Genomic DNA, 19,787 nt, shown 5'->3' on the forward strand with positions numbered 1-19,787 from the left:
AGTAAATAAATGGTACTTTATTTTCTTGCCAGTCCCTGACTGCGACCGATGATCGCCCAGAGATAACTAATTGCTAAGGCCAAAAACGTGAGGGGAATACTTTCTTTGACGATAAAAATCCCTAAACCGATCAGCACACAGGGAACAAAGGTACTTCCCTGACTGGTTAAGATAGTGGCGATGGTCGGCACACTGGTCAACCCGTAGGCGAACGCACACCAAACCCCCACCAGAATCAAAAACACGCTGACGATAACGATCAGACTTGTCACGGTACTACTGGCAAACAGGGGAACGTAAATACCGATATTATCGCTGCCGTTGGCGACGGTCAACGCGGCCACGCTATAGGTGCGCGGGTCAAACCAACCACCGAAGGGGGAATCTTTCGCACCCTCTAGGTCCAATTCGACATTCTCCGGCTCTTCCTCCTTCTCCTCTTCTTTGAGAAGGGAAACGATGCCGAGAATCACAGGAACGAGGCCTAGATAGCGAATCCACGGGGTAGGGATGAGAAAACACCCGAAAAACCCCGCTAAACTGGCAATAACCAGCAGACTAAAGCCGATATACTGACCGATGACGATATCGCGATGACGGAAGAGTTTCCCCGTTTGGCTGAATAGAATCGTCAGGATCAATATATCGTCGAGGTTGGTGGCGACGAATGCCGCTACACCGGTAGATATCGCGATCACAATCTCGATCATGGTTTTTTTCCTTAAGATGGCCGTCGGGTTCGTCCGTTCGTTAAACCTTGTTCGGCTTTTCCTTCAAAGGTTCTGGAACGGGAGAATTTTACTACCTATCCCGATCGAGAAACTGTATTTCCCACAACCGATCGCCCTAGGCCGCTGCGGGATGGAAAAAGAAAGCGAGGGCGATCACCGCGTAGGTCGCGACGAGTAATATACCCTCTAGCCAGTTCGAGCGACCGTCGTTACTGATCGAGTTAGTCAGCCACACCGCGACGGCGACGGCGACCAATTCAAACGGATCGAAATCGAGAGCCATCGGCTGACCGAGGAAATAACCCGCAATCACGAGGACGGGTGCGACAAAAAGTGCGATTTGCAGACTCGAACCGACGGTGACAGAAACCGCCAGATCCATTTTGTCTTTTAAGGCGACCCTAACCGCGGTGGCGTGTTCGGCCGCGTTGCCGATAATTGGCAGCAGGATCACCCCCGTGAAAAGGGTCGTTAATCCTAATTTATGCGTGGCTTCCTCTAGGGTATTAACTAATAATTCCGATTCGATCGCCACCCCGATGGTCACCAGCAGTAATATCCCCACCCACAGCCAGAGATTCGGCTTTTTTACGCTTACGGCTTCTCCTGGCTCTTCATCGAGAGCTGCGCCCCCCACCTCGTAAAGATAGGTATGGGTCTTCATCGAAAAAAGCAGACTCAGACAATACACAAAAATTAATACCGCCGCCAACGCTACCGAGAGACGCTGTAGGGCGCTCTCCTGGATTGCGGCGGAGGTGTATTGAAAGGTTGTGGGTAGGAGGATCGCCGCGACGGCGAGATTCATCGACGAGGAATTTAAACGGGCGGTCACGGGCTGGAATTTCTGTTCTTTATAGCGTAAGCCGCCGAAAAACATCGACAAGCCCGTTACCAGCAGCAGATTCCCGATAATCGAACCGGTAATCGTCGCTTTCACCACCTCGATCAAACCTTCTTCGAGGGCGGCGTAGGCGAGAATTAATTCGGTAGCGTTGCCGAAGGTGGCGTTCAATAAACCGCCAAGATTAGGACCGACCACGACGGCGATTTCCTCGGTTGCCTTTCCCATGTAAGCGGCCAGGGGAACAATCGCTAGACAGGCACTCAGGAAAACGATCGTCACGTCCCAACGCAGGAAATTCCCAGCGATCGAGATCGGGACAAAAACCAACAAAATAGCGAAAATCCAGTCCTTTCTATTCATAGCAATGGGTGTCTCGGCATAAAACCGCGCACGGTTTTGAAAAACAGACTATCAGCCTTTTTTCCGTTTCAATTACCCAAATCGCCCAGTAATATACTCCCGGGCCTCGTCGGTTTGCGGATTGCCGAACATAACTTCCGTGGGGCTGAATTCGACTAATTTTCCCCGGCGTTTCCCGGACGAATCGGTTTCGGTGTTAAAAAATGCCGTCCAGTCGGCGATCCGCGATGCCTGCTGCATATTGTGGGTGACGGTGACGATCGTGTAACTTTCCTTCAGTTGTAGGCACAATTCCTCCACCTGACGGGTAGAGATGGGATCGAGGGCCGAACAGGGTTCATCCATCAATAAAACATCTGGCTTCATAGCGATCGCACGGGCAATACAGAGGCGCTGTTGCTGTCCCCCCGATAGTGCCGTTCCTTTTTCTTTCAGTTTGTCCTTTACTTCCTCCCAGATCGCCGCCTGCCGCAGGGAATACTCGACCAATTCGTCCAGATTTCCCTGATAACCGTTGGTTCGGGGCGCGTAGGCGATATTCTCGTAAATGCTCTTGGGAAAAGGGTTGGGACGTTGGAAAACCATCCCCACCTGTCGCCGTAACTTGACTGCATTGACCTGCGAATCGTAAATATTCTGATTTCGGTAAAGTAGTTTTCCCTCCACCTTGGCGCCGGGGATCAGATCATTCATTCGGTTAAAGCAGCGCAAAAGGGTACTTTTCCCGCAACCGGACGGCCCGATAAAGGCGACGATTTTTCGTGCAGGAATTTTAATATGAACGTCCAGAAGAGCGAGAAATCCATTATAAAAAACTTTCACTCCTTCCGCCTCGAAAACACTGTGATCGGCGTTAAGGTGGGTAGTCATGGTAAAAATTCTCCTGAGTATGGTTAAAGATGTGTTTCGAGGGCAGTGGGGAGTAGAGGAGTGGGCAATTAAAAAGTTAAATAGACTTATCTAACCTCCCGCCTGCTGCCTTCCCTAATTCGGTGTCGAATAGCGTTGACGTAGATAGATGGCGATGGCGTTGAGGGCGAGAATTAACAGGATCAGAACGATAATCGCGGCCGCCGCCGCATTGGCGAAACCGGGTTCGGGACGGGTGATATAGCTGAAAATTTGAATCGGTAGTGCCATAAAGCGTTGGAATAAACCAGGATCGAAAGTGAGGAAACTAACCGCACCGACGACCATTAAGGAAGCCGCGTCCCCGATCGCCCGCGACACGGAGATAATCACCCCCGTGAGAATCCCCGGCACCGCGTAGGGTAAAACATGGTGTTGGATCGTCTGCCATTTGGTACTGCCTAGACCGTAGGAGGCTTGGCGTAGGGAATCGGGAACCGCCCGGATCGCCTCCCGCGCCGTGACGATAATCACCGGCAGCGAGAGAAGCGCAAGGGTTAACGCACCGGAAATCAGCGTCGGGCCAAAATTGAGCAGATAGTTAAAAACCGCTAATCCCAATAAACCATAGACGATCGAGGGAACCCCGGCCAGATTGCCGATATTCACCTCGATCAGTGCCGTCCACCAAGTTTTCGGGGCGTATTCCTCTAGATACAAAGCCGACCCGACCCCGATCGGCACCGCCACGAGAAGCACGATAATTCCCAGATAGAAACTACCGATGATCGCCGGACGGATACCGCCCCTTTCCGGGAAACGGGAAGGCGTTTCCGTGAGGAATCCGGGGGTTAAGAGTCGTCCGAGTCCATCGTGGGCGATATTCAACACCAACAGCGCCAGAACGAACAAACCGATCAGTAAACCGAAGAGGAAAAGATACTCGCAGAATTTGCCGATCGCCTCCCGGCGTTCCAGATGGTCGATAAATTCAACGGTATCGGACTTAACAGAGGATTTAACCATGGCAAATCAATCGTATTTTTCTTTAAAACGGTGGGAGATCCAGTAACTGGCCAGATTCAGTGCCAACGTGATCAGAAAAAGCAGCGCGCCGACCGCGTAGAGGGTTTTAAAACTGAGACTGCCCCGGGGCGCATCTCCCCCGGAAATCTCGGCCATAAAAGCGGTCATCGTGGCGATCGACTCGAAGGGATTGAGGGTAAGCCGGGGTTGCGAGCCGGCGGCGATCAACACCGTCATCGTTTCCCCCACCGCCCGCGACATTCCCAAAATAATCGAGGCCATGATCCCGGAGAGGGCGGCGGGGAGAACCACTTTAAAAATCGTTTCCAGCTTGGTAATTCCTAGGGCGTAGGAACCCTCGCGCAGGGAACGGGGAACCGCTCGGATCGCGTCTAAACTAATCGATCCCACCGTGGGAGTGATCATGATCCCCATCATTAACCCGGCGCTGAGGGCGTTAAAAATCTCGACGGGGAAAAGATTCCGCAAAGTGGGCGTGACCACCAGTAGGGCGAAGTACCCGTACACCACCGTGGGAATCCCGGCGAGAAGTTCCACCGCAGGGCGTAAAATCGCCGCTAGGTTCGGTTTTGCGTATTCGGCGAGGTAGATCGCGGAAGATAGGCCTAAAGGAACCGCGACGGACATAGCGATGGCCGTGGTTAAAAATGTCCCGTTAATTAGCGGCCAGATGCCGAAATGAGGGGTGGCGAACAGTGGAGTCCAACGGGTATCGAGAAAGAATTGGGCGAAAGATACCTCTTGAAAAAATCCCCAGGTTTCGCTAAAAATAATCGCCACGATGCCGATCGTCGTCGCCACGGAAACGAAGGCGCAAGCGAAGAGAATGACCGCGATCATCTTCTCTTGAATATCGTCGCCGGGGCGCTTGAGGAGTGAATTATCTGCCGCGAAAAAAGAATTATCGAAAGAACTCGGGGTTAAGGTCATGGTTTAACAAAATTCCTTTTTTAGATAAAGTTCGTGATCGGTTCTCCCGGTTTAGCTTTGCCGAATTTCGATCCCGTTTCCCTGCGCTCGAATTTCCGCAGGGTTTTGACGTAGGCCTCATCAGGTAAAGCGACGTAACCCACCCCATCGACCCATTTCCATGAATTTTCTAAATAGAAGCGCACGAATTTTTCCAGGGATGGATTCGTTTTTAAATTATTCTTGTTGACGTAGATAAACAGGGGACGGGAAAGGGGATTATAGACATTGCGGAGAACGTTATGGATGGGGACCGGTTTGACGCATTTTCCTTCATTATTTTCGATCGCCACCAAGTTCAATCGATCTTGGTTCTGCATATAGAAAGAGATGCCTAAATACGCAAGCGCGGATGGATTGCCGATCACCCCCTGTACGAGGGCGTTTTGATTGCGGTTCGGGGTAAAATCGGTGCGGCTATTTCTCCGTTTTCCCGTAATCGCTTGGGTGAAATAATCGAAGGTTCCCGTATCGGAAGGCGGGGCGAAAAGTAATAATCTCTCGTCGGGAAATTTGGGATTAATCTGTTTCCAACTGGTAATCCTACCCTCCGCTTTGGTGTTCCACATTTTATCGAGTTCTTTAATCGTTAAACACTTGGCGAATTGATTTTTTTTATTGACAATCACCGCCAATCCGTCGATCGCCATCGGTAATTCCAGAAATTCCACGCCGTTTTCCCGACATTTCTCGATCTCTTCTTTCCGGATCACCCGCGATGCCCCGGCAATGTCGAGATTTCCGGCGCAGAACTTACTAAAACCGCCCCCGGTTCCACTGGTGGCGACGCTTACCCGCGCTTCGGGATGGATTCTTTGATATTCTTCGGCAACGGCGAGGGAGAGGGCGAAACCCACCGCACCTCCGTCGATCGAGACTGGCGCTTCTTTCTCGGCCGAGTCGGCCGGGCGACCGCAACCGGCGATCAAATTACTGGCCATCAGAAGGGAGATTAGGAAAAAATAATGAGAGAATTTCATAGATTAAAGCGGGAAAAATGTTAGGAAGCCGACTGGTTTTTAATCTGCTCGAAGATGCCGTTATTGGCCAGAAATTCCTTTTCGATCAACGTCCAACCGCCGAGATCTTGGGCGTTGAAAAGGGTCTTGATCGGCGGAAATTGTAGTCCTTCATCCTTGGCCACGAAGGGATTGACCGAGCGATAGCCTAATTTGGCCAATTCCTGTTGTGCCGGCTCGGAATAGAGGAAATTCACAAAGGCCTCGGCCACCTCTCGCGTGCCGTGTTTATCGACATTTCTATCCACCACCGCCACGGGATTATCGATCGAGATATTGACCGGGGGGACTAAGTAATTGGTATCTGGTTGATTTCTTGCCGCTAGAATTACCTCGTTTTCGTAGGTGACTAAAACATCGCCCTTTCCCTCTTGGAAAAAGGCATTGCTGGCGTCCCGTGCGTCCCTAGCTAGGGTGGGAATCTTTTGATAGATCCGGCGGACAAAATCCCATGCCTGTTGCGGTTCGCCCCCCGTTTGCGTCACCGAACCCCAGAGGGCTAATAACTGCCAAATAGCGATCCCGGAAGTTTTCGGATCGGCGGATAGAACCGTAACGTCCTCTCTAGCCAGATCCGCCCAAGATTGAATCTTTTTCGGATTTCCCGCCCGCGTCACGATCGCTGCAACCGAGTGACTCACCACCCCCCGCCGCGGCACCCGATCTTCCCAACCGCGATTAATCAGGCCAGCTTGAGATATCCGCATCACGTCGAGGGGAAGGGCCAGATGTACCACGTCCGCCTCTTGTTTCCCTGCGATCACGTCATCGGCCTGGGCCAGGGAACCGCCGTAACTCCGCTGGAAAATGACTTTTTGGTTATGCTCTTTCCGCCATTTCTCGACGAATTTCGGGATAATCTGGTCGTGGGCGGCTTTTGTGACCGAGAAGGAAACGAGATTCAGTTTCACCTCCGGTTTTGAGCCGATCCCCCCGCAGGAGGCGAGGGCAATACTTGCCAACAGTCCCACTAACAGGAAGGAAAGGAAGCTCCTCCCCGATAAGGAACGAAAGCGACGAAACAGCGATCGAATTGACAACAGTGATACATTCATCGGGATTTTCTCGATAAGGTTGATCTAAACCAACTAATTTTTTCTTCTCTCTTCCTGAATTTTGACTCCCGTGGGATCTGGAGATTGGCGTTTACGGGGGGTCTAATTTACCCGATGGGAATCAACAGGCGATAGGATCCGTTATCGAGAATAATCCGTAGGCCCAACCACATCAGCACAAAAGGGAAAAGCTTACTCGCATAACGGCTGAGGACAACCGCGATCCCCGGTTGGCGGGTTAGATTATAGGAGAGAAATAACCAAGTACAAACGATTAGATAGCAGATCGGGATGATTACGGCTAACTGCGCCACGGTACTATTGGCGAATAGGGGAATGTAGATACCGAGATTATTGCCGCCATTGGATATCGTGACCGCGGAAACTTTATAGGTTTGGCGATCGCTGAGGACTTGAGCGAGGGATAGTCTGCGGGAGGCGAATCCATGAAATTGGGCGTTTCTTTGCAAATTCACCTTGTGATCTGCGGTTTCCCTCTCGTTATCCCGATTTAACGTCAGTAAATTTCTCACACCGATGAGGATCGGCAAGATTCCGAGAAGACCGATATAAATCGGTGGGATGATTAAGCCGAGTAGAAAACCCATCAAGCTAACCGATACCAAGACCGTAAACCCGACTAGCTCGCCGACGACGACGTGAACCGGGCGAAAGGTACGATTTACCTCGCTAAAGAAGCCAGTTAGATAAATATTGTCGTCGAAGGTGGTGGCTATGCCGGTGGCCACCGCGATTTTGACGATTTCGATCAACCAATCCATCCATACCACCTCGATCTCTCAAATGCGGGCGCAATTTCATTTTGAAACTATATCATTTTCAATACATTTATAAATGTACTTTGTTACACAATCGAGGAGTCGTGGATTTTTATAGTATGTAGATAAAACTAATGGAACCTCTCCCGATCAAGTTGGGAAACCCTTCCCTCTTGTCCCCTTTCCCGATCATAAATCTTGTTTTCTGCGAGAAATCCCATGCTCCACCGTTCGATCAAGTGTCTCTGGAAACCGTGGCGAAATTGGCGGGCAGTTCGTCCTGCGGTGCTTTTTGTTACCAGCCTGGTCGGGAGCTTTCTCCTGGCTGGATTTTCCCACACGATCGCCGTCGGTCAAAATTCTCGCTCGGATAACCCGATTCTGAACCTCGTCGATAGCTTTAAATTCCCCCGAAATACCACTCCCCGACTATTGGAAACCGTGGGATTATTTATCGCTGGAATTCTCTTCTGTATCGCGATCGATCGCTGGTTCAAGCGCTCGACCCCCTCCGATATCACTCCCCTTGCCAAACAAGCGCGGCGGCTAGGAACCCTCAAGATCGGCTACCCCGAGGGTATGACCAATCTGGAAGTTCTCCGCGCCCAGGCCTTTCTGGAAAGACGCTTAAAACCCTTTGGGGTGACGGTAACGTGGACGAGTTTTCTGGCCGCTTCCTCTCTGATCGAGGCCTTGAGCAACGGAACGATCGATTTCTGCGGTGGTGGCGGTACGGCGAGTATTTTCTCCCAAGCGGCGGAACACGTCTTCGTCCGGGTAGCCAAGGAAAAATATACCGCCCCGAAAGGTCAGGCGATTCTCGTGCCAGAGGATTCGCCAATAGAGACGTTGGCGGATTTAAAAGGAAAAAGAATCGCCTTCGATCGAGGTTCGAGCGCCCATTACGTCCTTATCCGCGCCCTGATGAGAGTGAATCTAGAATTAAACGATATCGAACCGGTGTATGCAACCCAACCGGAAGCACTGGCGCTTTTCCGTCGCGGTGAGATCGACGCTTGGGTGGTCTGGGTTCCCTATTCTCCCACGGAGACGCGCACCTATCCGGGAAGACCGTTGGCCGATCTAGAGAGTATCTTTGGGGAAAACGCCTCTCTAGAAGTGCCGACCTATTATTATGCGGTTCCCGAATTGGTGCGGGATTATCCCGATGTACTGAAGGTGATTTTAGAAGAGGTGAACGAGGCGGGTGCCTGGGCGAAACAACAGGAGTTAGAGGCGACGAGACGCTTGGCAGCTCACCACGAGATCGATCCGGCGATCGTGACTAATCTCGAACAACGGGCCTCTGAACGTGCCATTATCCCGATCGATGATCGCTCTCTGGCAGCCCTACAACACCAAGCTCATATCTTCCGAGACCTGAAGCTGATCCCCCATCGGGTCAATGTGCGCGACGGAACCTACACCCTACAGACGAAACAAAATTGGACATATTAATACTAAATCCGTTGAGTATAGGCTACATATCAGGATAGGCAAAAGGCAAAAGGCAAAAGGAGGAATAAATAATCAGTTTTTAATAACAGGATTTAGGATTACTTTTTACTGTTTACTTTTTACTGTTTACTGTTCACTGAAAATACTCCCCACACCCTACCCCCATGACAATCTTTGTCAGCATACCCTAACTAACTCAAAGCTTCAAAATAATCGCGAATTTGATGATGTCGCCCGGATTGACGCAGTTTTTGCAACGCTTTCAACTCAATTTTTCGCACCCTTTCCCCGGATAATTCCAAGATGCGACCGATATCAGCCAAGGAATGGGATTTACCATCGAGAAAACCATAGCGCCATTCAATCACTTCTCGTTCGCGAGTGGTTAAATCTGCCAATAGTTCTCTCATATCTCTTTGCAAAGATTCATAGACAAGACGATTTTCTGAAGACACTTCTTCAGTTTCCAAAAGGTCTATCAATTCCGTATCTTTTTCCTTACCCACTTTTATTTCTAAGGAAACCGAACGCGGCACTGTCATCAACAATTCCCGCACAGTTTCAGGAGTCATCGCTAACTCTTGGGCAATTTCCTCTACGGTCGCAGTACGACCGCGCATTTGTGAGATTTTCCGTTGTGCTTTCCTAATTCTGTTGAGTTTTTCGGTAATACTAACTGGTAAGCGAATAATCCGGCTTTGAGTTGCGATCGCCCTCGTAATTCCTTGACGAATCCACCAGTAGGCATAGGTAGTAAAATGATAGCCTTTGGTGGGGTCAAATTTCTTGACGGCGCATTCTAAACCTAGGGTTCCCTCTTGAATCAAATCCAATAATTCTAAACCGCGATTCTGATATTTTTTGGCCACCGACACCACCAGACGTAAATTGGACTTAATCATCTGTTCTTTGGCACGGGTACCAAGGGCAATAATTTCTTCTAATTCTTCCACTTCTAAGCCCGCTAGGTCTGCCCAACGCTGTTTTCCTGCTTTCAAAGCATTTTTTAACTCAGACACGGTGATTTGGGCAGTTTCTGCCCAAATTTCTAGGGAGGGACGATGGGCTGATCGAGTTGACCCTGAGAGAAGCCGAAGGGCGGTCAGTCGATCGCAAATCTTAATTAACTTGACAAATTGCTGTACTTGTGTATCACCTTGTTTAACGGCAGTGGCGCGCAATTTCAGTAAAGACAGATGACGCTGCACCCGTTGCGCTTGTTCAACTTCCTCGTCTCGTTTGAGTAGAGGCACTCTGCCAATGTCTTGTAGGTATAAACGGACTAAATCGGTAGTTGTACGGTTGCTGTAGCTTTTTTGGGGACTAGATACTAAATTATCTTCTAAATCACTGCCGAGAAAATCTTCATCTAGGTCGATCGAGTTTTCCTTCAATTTTAGGACAGAAAAAGAGGGGGAGATAAATTTAGTTTCGAGCGTCGAGGGGTTAATTGCAGACATGAGGGCTTTTCTATGGGCGACTGTGATAGGAATTAGAAACTTCTAAATCGTTCACCGTAGTCATGGTTTTCCCCCTTGAGCGCGGAAATGATGCAGTCGGGAAAATTTTTTTTCAAAAGCATTGATCTTTAAACCGAGAAGTTACACCAAGTCTGGGGTTGACCTTCTTGGCCCAACTTCTCAAATTAATGATTGATTTAGAAGTAATTTCCCCTACAGCCTTATTCCTATCTATTCCTGATTTTCCAGATAATTACAGATTTGTTCTAGTTTAGCCAGGGCTTTTCCTGACTGTAAAGATTGTTCTGCTTGCTGGAAACCCGTGGGGATATCTGGGGCAATTCCACAGCGCCAAAGATAAAAACCACCGTTAAAAATTGCCGCGTCGGTTAATTCGTTATTTTCTCCAGCTAATAAACCCTTTAATTTAGCGGTGAGCATCTCTAAAGATTCGAGGGGATAATCCGAGGGACAGAAGCCATAATCGCGAGGATTTAGGAAAAATCGCTGAAAGGAAGGGGTATCGGTGGGATTTCCCAGACCAATAATCGCCGTCCGATTACAGGCTAAATCACAACTCCCCTCTAATCCTTTCACGGTGGTGAAGTGAGAGATATTTCTCAGAGCGAAAGTTTCGCGAAAACGATCCTCGGTGGGGGGATGAACAAAACCCGATATCTGATGAATATTACCCACAAAAGGCGACCACATTAACTCTACCGTGGCCATGGGCGGACGTTTACCGATTTGCTCCCGATAGGTGACAAAATTCTGTACTAGGGGAAAATGGCGCGGAATATAGAAAAAAGTCAATCCTGTGGTGATTAAACAGTCTTTCACTGCTGCTAAGGATAATTGACTAAAATCTGCTCCTAATTGCTGCCAGATTTCCCTGAGGGAAATACCGTATTTAGTCGGCATTCGATCGCCCCCGTGCAGGACTACGGGAACCCCCGCCAACCCTAAGATTAAAGTAGTGATCGGAGTAACCGGGGCAGTGCGAGAGCGTCCATCGTAGGGATTGCCAAAAATAGCGATCGGATGCTGAAAAGAGGCTGATTCTAGGGTTATTTGCGGACCAAGCTCGGCGTAGGCATCAAGCATTCCCGCTAACTCATCGCTGGTGGGGCGTTTAATGCGATGGGCAATCATAAAAGCGCCGATTTGGGCTGGGGTTGCCTCTTGGGTTAACATCATCTTGGTGGCCATCGCCGCTTCGGGACGGGTTAGATTTTTGCCCGTATGGGTGCCACTACCGATCGCTTTTAATAATTCTCGAAAAGTATCGCTCATCTCAAGGAAGAAAATAAAGGATAAATGGGATTGATGGGAATTGCTAAGGCTGGACAGGGTGATTTTCTAAGCTTTTAACCACACTTTGATTCATTTGCCGCACTAATTGACAAAAATGAGCGATCGGTGGTATCTGTAGGCGATCGCTGGTGGTGACAAGGACTACCTGACGGGTGAGACGATGACTAAATTTACCATGGTTAAGATGGGGATTTTCGCCACTAGGGGAAGCAAGAGGACGAATGGCGAGGGTGGCATCGCTACGCGCTTCCATCAGGGCAGATTGAGGCAGAAGAGCGATAATATTACCCTGACGCACCACACCGCGAAAAGCATCAAGGGTGTTTAATTCCATGACAGTTTTTAGGTGGGCATCCTGACGGGAAAACCATTCTTGTACTAATCTTTGCATTCCGTAGCCATCTTTGAAAACCACTTGCGGATAGGGGATTAATTCCGACCATGGCACTTCTTTGTATTGGGCAAGGGGATGATTAGCGGCCATGAGAATTTCGATCGCTTCTTCGTATAATATTTCTACCACCATCTCTGGGCTAGAGGTGAGAAAACGATTATTCATTACCAAGGCCAGATCTACTAAACCATCCCGCAGCACTTTTAATGCGCGATCGCTGCCCAGAGCTGTAACTCTTAACTGCACTTCTGGGTATTCAGCACAAAATTTCGGCAAAATCGGCGGTAAATAGTGGGCGCACACGGAATGAATCGCCGCCACGCACAATTCTGGCTGTTTTCCCGCCTGTAGGTCAGTGATTTCCTCGTGAACATTCGTCCATTCTTGACAAATTCGTTTCGCCCGGGGCAGTAATTTCTCGCCAGCAATGGTTAATTTCGCTTGGGCGGTACGATGGAAAAGAGGTAAGCCCAAATCGGTTTCTAGGGATTGAATCTGGCGGCTGATAGTCGATTGGGTGACTCCACACTGGCGGGCAGCTTGACCGAAATTGCCTGTATCGGCTACGGCTAAAAAGGCTTGCAATTGCTCGATCCGCATTCTTTCTGGTTTTAATTACATTTTGTCATGACCTTATGACAATAACGAATTTTACTGGGACTTTTGGTAGAAATTGCTACCGTTTTCTCAGTTATCAGTTAGCAGTTAGCCGTTAGCAGGTGTCAGATTTGAGTTTTCAGTTCACTGATTACTTTTTACTGTTGACTGAGCATTGAAAAAAGCTCTCTGCTCCCTAGGGTTGATTTATTTAAATTAAGTACAGCTGATTTTGAGTCAATAAATTTGACTGAAGATTCTCAAGTTTATCTTTTTCTAATCAAAAGAGTTAGTTACAATAACTAATCTTTAATCCTCTGCCAATATTTATTATGAATAAATTGATAAAGCTTCTTCTCAAGCCACTAAAAGCCTATCTCTCTTGAAATTGTCTGAGAGTACATACTCATTTTACAAAGACAGCGATCGCTTTTACTTTTGATATTCTGATGGGAGAATGAAACAGCCCTACCTTGATAAGGGGGGTGTCTGATAATTTTTAACGCCTACCTACTTAAAATCTGAGTTCGGGAATCAAAAGGGGAAAAGCGCCAGACCAGGGAGCTTCTGTTTTACACTAGAATTTGGCCGCCTGAATCTAGATCTATGCCCACTCTGACCCTCAATTTTCCCCTGACTGCCGTTGTCGGCCAAGAAGCGATTAAATTAGCCCTACTCTTAGCTGCCGTGGATCCCGCCCTGGGGGGTGTGGTAATTGCCGGTCGTCGGGGAACCGCCAAATCAGTCATGGCGCGAGCGATACATTCCTTACTGCCACCGATCGAAATTATCGCAGGTAATGTCTTTAATTGTGATCCCAACAATGCCGACGAATGGGACGATCGCACTAAAGAAGAATATAGCAGTGGAGAGGTCCCCACGGAAGTTATCCGGGCCCCTTTCGTGCAGATTCCCCTGGGAGTCACCGAGGATCGTTTATTGGGTTCCGTCGATGTGGAAGAATCGGTGAAACAGGGGGAACCAGTCTTTCAACCCGGTTTATTAGCCAGCGCCCATCGGGGAATTCTCTACATCGATGAAATTAATCTACTCGATGACCAAATTGCTAACCAATTACTCACAGTTTTAAGCGAAGGACGCAACCAAATCGAACGGGAAGGCATCAGTTTTCAACATCCCTGTAAACCAATCCTGATCGCTACTTATAACCCAGAAGAAGGGGATTTACGAACCCATTTATTAGATAGAATTGCCATTGCGCTTTCCGCCGATGGTGTCCTTAGTTTAGACCAACGAGTAACCGCCGTCAATCAGGCGATCGAGTATGCTGTTTCTCCCACCGCTTTTATCGCCCAATATGCCCAAGAAATCGATGATCTAAAAACCGAAATTATCCTAGCCAGGGAATGGTTAAAAGAGGTAAAAATTAAACCCGAACAAATTAGTTATCTAGTCGAAGAAGCGGTGCGCGGTAGGGTAGAAGGTCATCGCGCCGAGATTTTTGCCGTGAGAGTAGCCAAGGCCGCCGCCGCTTTAGAAGGTCGGGATTTAGTCAGTGCCGATGACTTAAAAAGAGCCGTCGAATTAGTTATTGTACCTCGATCGCTGATTACGCCACCACCTCCGGAACAGGAACAACAGCCCCCACCGCCACCACCGCCACCACCGGAACCGCCCCAAGACGAAAACCAGCAGGAACAGGAAGAAAAAGAGGAGGAGAAAGAGGAGGAAAAAGAACCGGAACAGCCCGATAATCTGCCGGAAGAATTTGTTTTCGACCCGGAAGGGGTTTTACTGGATCCTAGTGTGCTGTATTTTGCCCAGATGGCCCAGCGTCAGGGGAAATCGGGGGCGCGTAACCTGATTTTCTCGGAAGATAGGGGACGTTATATTAAGCCGATGTTACCCCGGGGCAAGGTGAAAAGAGTCGCCGTCGATGCCACTCTCCGGGCGGCCGCACCCTATCAAAAAGCCCGTCGCTTAAGAAATCCCGAACGTCATGTGATTATAGAAGAAGGGGATCTGCGCTCAAAACGGCTGGCCCGCAAGGCCGGTTCTTTAATTGTCTTTGTGGTTGATGCCTCCGGTTCCATGGCCCTGAATCGGATGCAGTCGGCCAAAGGTGCGGTTATGCGTCTGTTAACGGAAGCTTACGAAAATCGCGACCAGATTGCCCTGATTCCTTTCCGGGGTGAGCGAGCAGATGTACTATTGCCGCCGACCAAATCGATTACCCTAGCGAAAAAACGTCTAGAAACCCTGCCCTGTGGTGGCGGTTCCCCCTTAGCTCACGGTTTAACCCAAGGGGTTCATGTGGGGATGAATGCCCGTTTATCGGGGGATATCGGTCAAGTGGTGATTGTGGCGATTACCGACGGTAGAAGTAATATTCCTTTGGCGAAATCTCTAGGCGAACCGATTCCGGAGGGTGAAAAACCCGATATTAAGGCAGAACTGCTCGATATTGCCGCTAAAATTCGCTCTTTAGGCATTAAACTGCTGGTTATCGATACAGAGAAAAAATTCGTCTCCACTGGTTTTGCCAAAGAATTAGCCCTAAAAGCCGGGGGTAAATATTATCATCTACCCCGGGCCACGGAACAAGCGATCGCATCTATGGCGCGAGGGGCAATTGCGGGACTGTAGCTGGGGTTTGCCGAAAAAGGTTTTCCTGGGGGCAGGGTGTGGGGTGTGGGGTGTAGGGTGTGGGGTGTAGGGAAAGAAACCTCTTTCATCTGTGGGGGTGAAAATTTTTTCATCGGGACTGCCCCCTGCCTTCGTTAATGACTTGAATTTTGCTGATTTTCTGTTTTTCCCGGTCTGGTGTGAGAGAATCTAGAAAAACTTAACAATAATAAGCAATAAGCGAGAGATATACTACAAACAAACATGAGCAAGTTTTAATTAAGAGAACTATGAGCTTTCGATTTGGCAAAATCTTGATAGCAGGGGTATTAGCGACACTTTTGCTAGTAACTTCCTGTGCTAAAGCTCCCTCGCAATTTGACCGAGCGCAACAGGAAAGTACCGCTCGCGGGGCGGCGGCAGTGGTGAAAGAATCCACCTCTGGCGGCAGTTTTAATCGGTTTTTCCCGCCTTCTGGGGGAGGATACGAGCGCGTCTATACCCAGGAGAAAAAAGGCTTTGCTGAGGCAAAACTGAAGCAAGATGGCAAAGTTCTGGCTATGTTAGCCATATCTGACATTAGCAATAATCCCGCCGCAGCCAATAAATTCCAAGACAGTCAAACCACAATCAAAGGTTTTCCCTCTATCGAACAGGGTGCAACCGCCAGCTCCGTTTTAGTCAATAATCGCTATCAAGTCAAGGTTTTATCGCGGGATACGGATTTTGATGCCAGCGATCGCCAAGCTTGGTTGGCTAAGTTCGATTTAGATGGTTTAGCAAAATTGAAGTAAGGAGACATCCGTGAGTAAGCCAATTTTTGAACTGGTGGACAAATTACCGACGAATAATCTCACCGTCAAAGTTCTCAAAACCCTTGATTATGTGGTGCCGGGAGAGTGGGATAACCTAGTCGGGTTTAAAAATACGATTATCAAAGTCACCGGCGAAACCGACGAAAGCATGATCCAACAGATTGGCGATCGAGCCGTTTGGTTGTTTAATGATAAATCCCAGGGCTATCAACGGGCCCTCTGGCTCTACCAAACCATCGACAGCGCCGATAATGCCCTAGCCACCGCCTCTCTTGCTAATGCCGTCGGTGGTAAAATTCCCCTCATGGGCGGTTTAATCGAAAGATTAACCCCTGCCCCCGAAAAAGCGCAAACCATCGATCTAACCTTGAAATTAGTGACCGAATTAGTCGCTTTTTGTCAAATTAATGGCATTCCGGGGGATAGTATCGGGGATTTCGTCACTTCCCTAGGAGATTATAGCGGCGAATCCCTGATGCGGATGGCGGCGTTAGTTTGTTTGGATGGTTTGATTCCTCTGGGGGGCAGTTTTATCCGCAAAGTGGAATCCACCCTCAGCATTCTCCACCCAGAAGACTTAGAATCTAACTCTACTTTCGGCAGTATTAAAGAATTGATTCCGGGGGGAAATACTGCCAGAAAATTAGACTTTATCGGTCAAAGTTTCGACTCGACTAAAGGTTGGATGAGTAGTTTTGTCAGCGATCGCGATTTGAGCCAGCAGGGATTATTGAGCAAAATTCAGGGATTTATCGACTTTTCTGCCGATAAATTGGTGTATGTTGGGGCATTTCTCGATATGACGACTAATTACTATGAACATACCGGCATTCAAACCCTGGCTCGTCGTTTAATCGAAAGAGCCGTGGCGGAAATTTAACTGCAAGACTCTGAAACAAGCGAAGAAAAAGCTCTAGAAAAAGTTTAGGCTCTTCTAGGTTCTGTGTGATCAGTTTAACTTACATAATGATCGATCGATCTTTGTGTCCTTTGTGTCTTTGTGGTTCGTTCCACCCCCGCGCTCTTGAGAAATGTATCTTAGAATACATTTTACCCACCAAACCTAGGAGAGCCGTGCTTACTTCAGCTATCAAAAAGCAGCGCGTGAAATGCCCGCACAAAATGGAGCAATCAAACAACCCCGATAAATTTTCCTGTCCCCAACCTGATATGATCGAAATTGGCGATCTTACGATTAAGACCAATGCAAAATTTTCCTATCTCTAAACCCCAATGATTTAGGGCTTTTTTACTTGAGAATTTGTCGTTAAGGACAGCAGCATCAGCTTATTTTTTATCTTTAGCCCCGCCTATCTAACCGCTCATGTCTATTGAAGAAGCTTTGAAACTCCTAAAAGAATATGGATGTATTAAACTAAAAATTGCCCAATCTCCTGAAGAAGAAGAAGCTCTAAGACAGGCAATTTTATTGGTTAACCAAGGTTCGGAATCAATTAATTTAGGTATCTGTGCCGATAACAATGAAGAGGGATTTAAAGCTCTGAAAGGTTATCTACAAGCCCTAGGATACCCCCTGCCTAATAGTCTCCCAGAAGACCAGCCAGAACAGGGAGCGGTGTATATTAAATATAATACCCAAAGACAAGCTTCCTATCTCGATTCTTATACGGGAACCTATCGCGGTGTCCTGGTTTCTTGTCAATCAGAAAATGATCAATTAGTCGGTACTTATGGTCACTTTCCCCTCGATTTATTCTCTTAAGAGGGATAGTTTTGGGCTTATTTAAGCTATTAACAATCATCGGCACCCCCCTAATCAAGGGGGGATTAAGGGGGGATCAAAGACCAAATCTATTGAATTCTTAACTTTTTACCTGAAAAAAATATGTATTTGTTAATTCCAGCAGCGGGAATGGGTAAACGGATGGGCAGCGATCGCAACAAGTTACTGCTCACCCTGCACGGAAAACCGCTCCTCGCTTGGACTTTGCTGGCTGCCATGCAATCCAGGGCAATTATCTGGATTGGCATCATGGCACAACCGGAAGACTTTGAGGAGATCCGAGAAATTATAACCGCCATAAATGCCCTTAAACCCGTGCAAATCATACAAGGAGGCGAAACCAGACAAAAATCGGTTTACAATGGCTTACAAGCCCTGCCAGAGGGGGCTGAGACGGTTTTAATTCACGATGGGGCGCGATGTTTAGCCACCCCCGAATTATTCGATCGCTGTGCTGTCGCTTTAGCCACTTGTCAGGGTTTCATAGCGGCGGTTCCGGTGAAAGATACGATTAAAATTGTCGATAGCAAGGGTTGGATTAAGGATACACCCGATCGATCTCGGTTGTGGGCGGCCCAAACGCCCCAGGGTTTTCAGGTAAAATTATTAAAAGAATGTCATGAACAGGGCCGAAAATTAGCTTGGGAAGTCACCGACGATGCCGCCTTATTAGAAAAATGTGGTTTTCCCGTCAAAATTGTCGTCGGTGAAGAAACTAACTTAAAAATTACTACCCCCGGAGATCTGGCAATTGCCGAATATATTTTAAGTCAACGTTTATAATTTTTCATCTACTTTAACGCCGTCCGGTTTAACAATACGAGCGGGAATACCCACCACCACGCAATTAGGTGGAATATCCTTGACTAGCACTGAATTTGCGCCCACGGTGACATTATCGCCGATGGTAATATTTCCCAAGACTTTAGCGCCGGCGGTAATCCTGACATTATTGCCAATTTTGGGGCGACCGCTTTTATCTTTATAGCCAAAGACGGATTTTGTCCACAATGTAGGGGCGAACTGCGTTCGTCCAAAAGGTACATTATCAAAGCGCAAGTCCCTTATTTATGACAATGAAGTAACTAGAAGTGGCTACTAGGCAAGGCTACGAGCTTTATGATCATAATAAATAGCTGCTCAAAAAACCCGAAAACGCCATAGGAGTTTAGCAAATGTCTAACGAAACTGTAACTTATTCCCTAGAAGCTATCCTGACAAGGATTGAGAGTAAAATCGATAAAATCGATGAACGTCTCACAAAATTAGAAATCGGACAGGCCGAACTCAAAGCCGAGTTAAAAGGCGATATTAAAGTATTAGACGAGAAAATCGAGGGATTAACTACACGGGTTGGTTATCAGGAATTTACCAACCGGGGGATTCTCATCGCTTTGGTGGTGGCCGTCTTGGGAGGTGCTGCTAAACTTTTTGGTTTTTTCCCCAATCCCTAGAACTGGCTCCTAGGCAAGGCTAGAGGCCTTATGATCATAATAAATGGCCGCTCAAAAACCCGAAAACGCCATAGGAGTATAGCAAATGTCTAACGAAACTGTAACTTATTCCCTAGAAGCTGTCCTAACTAGGATTGAGAGTAAAATCGACTCCCTGGAAAAACGGATGGATGAGAAAATCGACTCCCTGGAAAAACGGATGGATGAGAAAATCGACTCCCTGGAAAAACGGATGGATGAGAGATTTGACAAAGTAGATGAGAGATTTGACAAGGTAGAGGACCGGCTAACCAAAGTAGAAATCGGACA

Annotated in this window: 18 protein-coding genes and 2 pseudogenes; 8 read left to right on the plus strand and 12 right to left on the minus strand. The window is 48.1% G+C overall.

Going from position 1 to position 19,787, the window contains the following annotated elements:
- Positions 1 to 17: 17 nt before the first annotated feature.
- The 8 genes from H6G40_RS10550 to H6G40_RS10585 all read right to left on the minus strand — a co-directional run bounded on the left by H6G40_RS10550 (position 18) and on the right by H6G40_RS10585 (position 7,659).
- Complete coding sequence (locus H6G40_RS10550; protein ID WP_002735272.1) at positions 18 to 710, minus strand: cadmium resistance transporter; 693 nt, start codon at positions 708 to 710, stop codon at positions 18 to 20.
- A 136-nt stretch (positions 711 to 846) separates the two neighbouring features.
- Positions 847 to 1,938: a calcium/proton exchanger gene (cax, locus tag H6G40_RS10555; protein WP_002737894.1), complete on the minus strand. Its 1,092-nt coding sequence runs from the start codon at positions 1,936 to 1,938 to the stop codon at positions 847 to 849.
- A 72-nt stretch (positions 1,939 to 2,010) separates the two neighbouring features.
- Entirely contained in the window at positions 2,011 to 2,808 is a 798-nt protein-coding gene (gene pstB, locus H6G40_RS10560; RefSeq protein ID WP_042790648.1) for a phosphate ABC transporter ATP-binding protein PstB, read from the minus strand.
- A gap of 114 nt (positions 2,809 to 2,922) precedes the next feature.
- A complete protein-coding gene (gene pstA / locus H6G40_RS10565; protein ID WP_004163295.1) occupies positions 2,923 to 3,813 on the minus strand; it encodes a phosphate ABC transporter permease PstA in 891 nt (296 codons plus the stop codon).
- Positions 3,814 to 3,819: 6 nt separating this feature from the next.
- Complete coding sequence (pstC, locus tag H6G40_RS10570; protein ID WP_069475479.1) at positions 3,820 to 4,764, minus strand: phosphate ABC transporter permease subunit PstC; 945 nt, start codon at positions 4,762 to 4,764, stop codon at positions 3,820 to 3,822.
- A gap of 20 nt (positions 4,765 to 4,784) precedes the next feature.
- The gene (locus tag H6G40_RS10575) at positions 4,785 to 5,783 is read right to left on the minus strand and encodes a PstS family phosphate ABC transporter substrate-binding protein (RefSeq protein WP_069475480.1); all 999 of its coding nucleotides are present in this window, start codon (positions 5,781 to 5,783) and stop codon (positions 4,785 to 4,787) included.
- Positions 5,784 to 5,803: 20 nt separating this feature from the next.
- Positions 5,804 to 6,877: a sulfate ABC transporter substrate-binding protein gene (locus tag H6G40_RS10580; RefSeq protein ID WP_123229936.1), complete on the minus strand. Its 1,074-nt coding sequence runs from the start codon at positions 6,875 to 6,877 to the stop codon at positions 5,804 to 5,806.
- A gap of 107 nt (positions 6,878 to 6,984) precedes the next feature.
- Positions 6,985 to 7,659 (minus strand): cadmium resistance transporter, encoded by a 675-nt coding sequence (locus tag H6G40_RS10585; RefSeq protein ID WP_190537643.1) that lies wholly within the window; start codon positions 7,657 to 7,659, stop codon positions 6,985 to 6,987.
- 216 nt (positions 7,660 to 7,875) lie between these two features.
- Here H6G40_RS10585 and H6G40_RS10590 point away from each other — a divergent pair, with 216 nt between their 5' ends.
- Positions 7,876 to 9,114: a sulfonate ABC transporter substrate-binding protein gene (locus tag H6G40_RS10590; RefSeq protein WP_069475481.1), complete on the plus strand. Its 1,239-nt coding sequence runs from the start codon at positions 7,876 to 7,878 to the stop codon at positions 9,112 to 9,114.
- A gap of 191 nt (positions 9,115 to 9,305) precedes the next feature.
- Here the strand turns inward: H6G40_RS10590 and sigC are convergent, their stop codons facing one another.
- From sigC to H6G40_RS10605, 3 genes are all read right to left on the minus strand, one after another.
- A complete protein-coding gene (sigC, locus tag H6G40_RS10595) occupies positions 9,306 to 10,574 on the minus strand; it encodes an RNA polymerase sigma factor SigC (protein ID WP_069475482.1) in 1,269 nt (422 codons plus the stop codon).
- Between the two features lie 231 nt (positions 10,575 to 10,805).
- Positions 10,806 to 11,867 (minus strand): anthranilate phosphoribosyltransferase family protein, encoded by a 1,062-nt coding sequence (locus H6G40_RS10600; RefSeq protein ID WP_123229937.1) that lies wholly within the window; start codon positions 11,865 to 11,867, stop codon positions 10,806 to 10,808.
- A 43-nt stretch (positions 11,868 to 11,910) separates the two neighbouring features.
- On the minus strand, positions 11,911 to 12,882 hold the full coding sequence (locus H6G40_RS10605) for a LysR family transcriptional regulator (protein ID WP_002737888.1): 972 nt from the start codon (positions 12,880 to 12,882) through the stop codon (positions 11,911 to 11,913).
- Between the two features lie 603 nt (positions 12,883 to 13,485).
- Between H6G40_RS10605 and bchD the strand changes: the two genes are divergently transcribed.
- The 5 genes from bchD to ispD all read left to right on the plus strand — a co-directional run bounded on the left by bchD (position 13,486) and on the right by ispD (position 18,807).
- Positions 13,486 to 15,486, plus strand: coding sequence for a magnesium chelatase ATPase subunit D (gene bchD, locus H6G40_RS10610; RefSeq protein ID WP_002736428.1), 2,001 nt, complete (start codon positions 13,486 to 13,488; stop codon positions 15,484 to 15,486).
- A gap of 269 nt (positions 15,487 to 15,755) precedes the next feature.
- Positions 15,756 to 16,259, plus strand: coding sequence for a hypothetical protein (locus H6G40_RS10615; protein WP_016516745.1), 504 nt, complete (start codon positions 15,756 to 15,758; stop codon positions 16,257 to 16,259).
- A gap of 10 nt (positions 16,260 to 16,269) precedes the next feature.
- The gene (locus tag H6G40_RS10620; RefSeq protein WP_002776005.1) at positions 16,270 to 17,160 is read left to right on the plus strand and encodes a hypothetical protein; all 891 of its coding nucleotides are present in this window, start codon (positions 16,270 to 16,272) and stop codon (positions 17,158 to 17,160) included.
- Between the two features lie 444 nt (positions 17,161 to 17,604).
- The gene (locus tag H6G40_RS10625) at positions 17,605 to 18,003 is read left to right on the plus strand and encodes a DUF1824 family protein (protein WP_002737278.1); all 399 of its coding nucleotides are present in this window, start codon (positions 17,605 to 17,607) and stop codon (positions 18,001 to 18,003) included.
- Positions 18,004 to 18,126: 123 nt separating this feature from the next.
- Positions 18,127 to 18,807 (plus strand): 2-C-methyl-D-erythritol 4-phosphate cytidylyltransferase, encoded by a 681-nt coding sequence (gene ispD, locus H6G40_RS10630; RefSeq protein ID WP_002792529.1) that lies wholly within the window; start codon positions 18,127 to 18,129, stop codon positions 18,805 to 18,807.
- Here the strand turns inward: ispD and H6G40_RS10635 are convergent.
- A pseudogene (locus tag H6G40_RS10635) lies at positions 18,802 to 19,014 on the minus strand (serine O-acetyltransferase); the annotation flags it as partial. The gene ispD and the pseudogene H6G40_RS10635 overlap by 6 nt on opposite strands.
- A 185-nt stretch (positions 19,015 to 19,199) precedes the next feature.
- Between H6G40_RS10635 and H6G40_RS10640 the strand changes: the two are divergent.
- Positions 19,200 to 19,478, plus strand: a complete 279-nt coding sequence (locus tag H6G40_RS10640) for a DUF4164 domain-containing protein (protein ID WP_069475483.1) — start codon at positions 19,200 to 19,202, stop codon at positions 19,476 to 19,478.
- Positions 19,479 to 19,563: 85 nt separating this feature from the next.
- A pseudogene (locus H6G40_RS10645) lies at positions 19,564 to 19,787 on the plus strand (DUF4164 family protein); the annotation flags it as partial.

This window comes from Microcystis viridis FACHB-1342 (genome assembly GCF_014698335.1).
In the GTDB taxonomy this organism is placed as follows: domain Bacteria; phylum Cyanobacteriota; class Cyanobacteriia; order Cyanobacteriales; family Microcystaceae; genus Microcystis; species Microcystis ichthyoblabe_A.

What these genes read in the sequence shown, in the direction of transcription:
- H6G40_RS10550 (WP_002735272.1), bottom strand. Translation starts at nt 710, where the DNA reads ATGATCGAGATTGTGATCGCGATATCTACCGGTGTAGCGGCATTCGTC.
- cax (WP_002737894.1), bottom strand. Translation starts at nt 1,938, where the DNA reads ATGAATAGAAAGGACTGGATTTTCGCTATTTTGTTGGTTTTTGTCCCG.
- pstB (WP_042790648.1), bottom strand. Translation starts at nt 2,808, where the DNA reads ATGACTACCCACCTTAACGCCGATCACAGTGTTTTCGAGGCGGAAGGA.
- pstA (WP_004163295.1), bottom strand. Translation starts at nt 3,813, where the DNA reads ATGGTTAAATCCTCTGTTAAGTCCGATACCGTTGAATTTATCGACCAT.
- pstC (WP_069475479.1), bottom strand. Translation starts at nt 4,764, where the DNA reads ATGACCTTAACCCCGAGTTCTTTCGATAATTCTTTTTTCGCGGCAGAT.
- H6G40_RS10575 (WP_069475480.1), bottom strand. Translation starts at nt 5,783, where the DNA reads ATGAAATTCTCTCATTATTTTTTCCTAATCTCCCTTCTGATGGCCAGT.
- H6G40_RS10580 (WP_123229936.1), bottom strand. Translation starts at nt 6,877, where the DNA reads ATGAATGTATCACTGTTGTCAATTCGATCGCTGTTTCGTCGCTTTCGT.
- H6G40_RS10585 (WP_190537643.1), bottom strand. Translation starts at nt 7,659, where the DNA reads ATGGATTGGTTGATCGAAATCGTCAAAATCGCGGTGGCCACCGGCATA.
- H6G40_RS10590 (WP_069475481.1), top strand. Translation starts at nt 7,876, where the DNA reads ATGCTCCACCGTTCGATCAAGTGTCTCTGGAAACCGTGGCGAAATTGG.
- sigC (WP_069475482.1), bottom strand. Translation starts at nt 10,574, where the DNA reads ATGTCTGCAATTAACCCCTCGACGCTCGAAACTAAATTTATCTCCCCC.
- H6G40_RS10600 (WP_123229937.1), bottom strand. Translation starts at nt 11,867, where the DNA reads ATGAGCGATACTTTTCGAGAATTATTAAAAGCGATCGGTAGTGGCACC.
- H6G40_RS10605 (WP_002737888.1), bottom strand. Translation starts at nt 12,882, where the DNA reads ATGCGGATCGAGCAATTGCAAGCCTTTTTAGCCGTAGCCGATACAGGC.
- bchD (WP_002736428.1), top strand. Translation starts at nt 13,486, where the DNA reads ATGCCCACTCTGACCCTCAATTTTCCCCTGACTGCCGTTGTCGGCCAA.
- H6G40_RS10615 (WP_016516745.1), top strand. Translation starts at nt 15,756, where the DNA reads ATGAGCTTTCGATTTGGCAAAATCTTGATAGCAGGGGTATTAGCGACA.
- H6G40_RS10625 (WP_002737278.1), top strand. Translation starts at nt 17,605, where the DNA reads ATGTCTATTGAAGAAGCTTTGAAACTCCTAAAAGAATATGGATGTATT.
- ispD (WP_002792529.1), top strand. Translation starts at nt 18,127, where the DNA reads ATGTATTTGTTAATTCCAGCAGCGGGAATGGGTAAACGGATGGGCAGC.
- H6G40_RS10640 (WP_069475483.1), top strand. Translation starts at nt 19,200, where the DNA reads ATGTCTAACGAAACTGTAACTTATTCCCTAGAAGCTATCCTGACAAGG.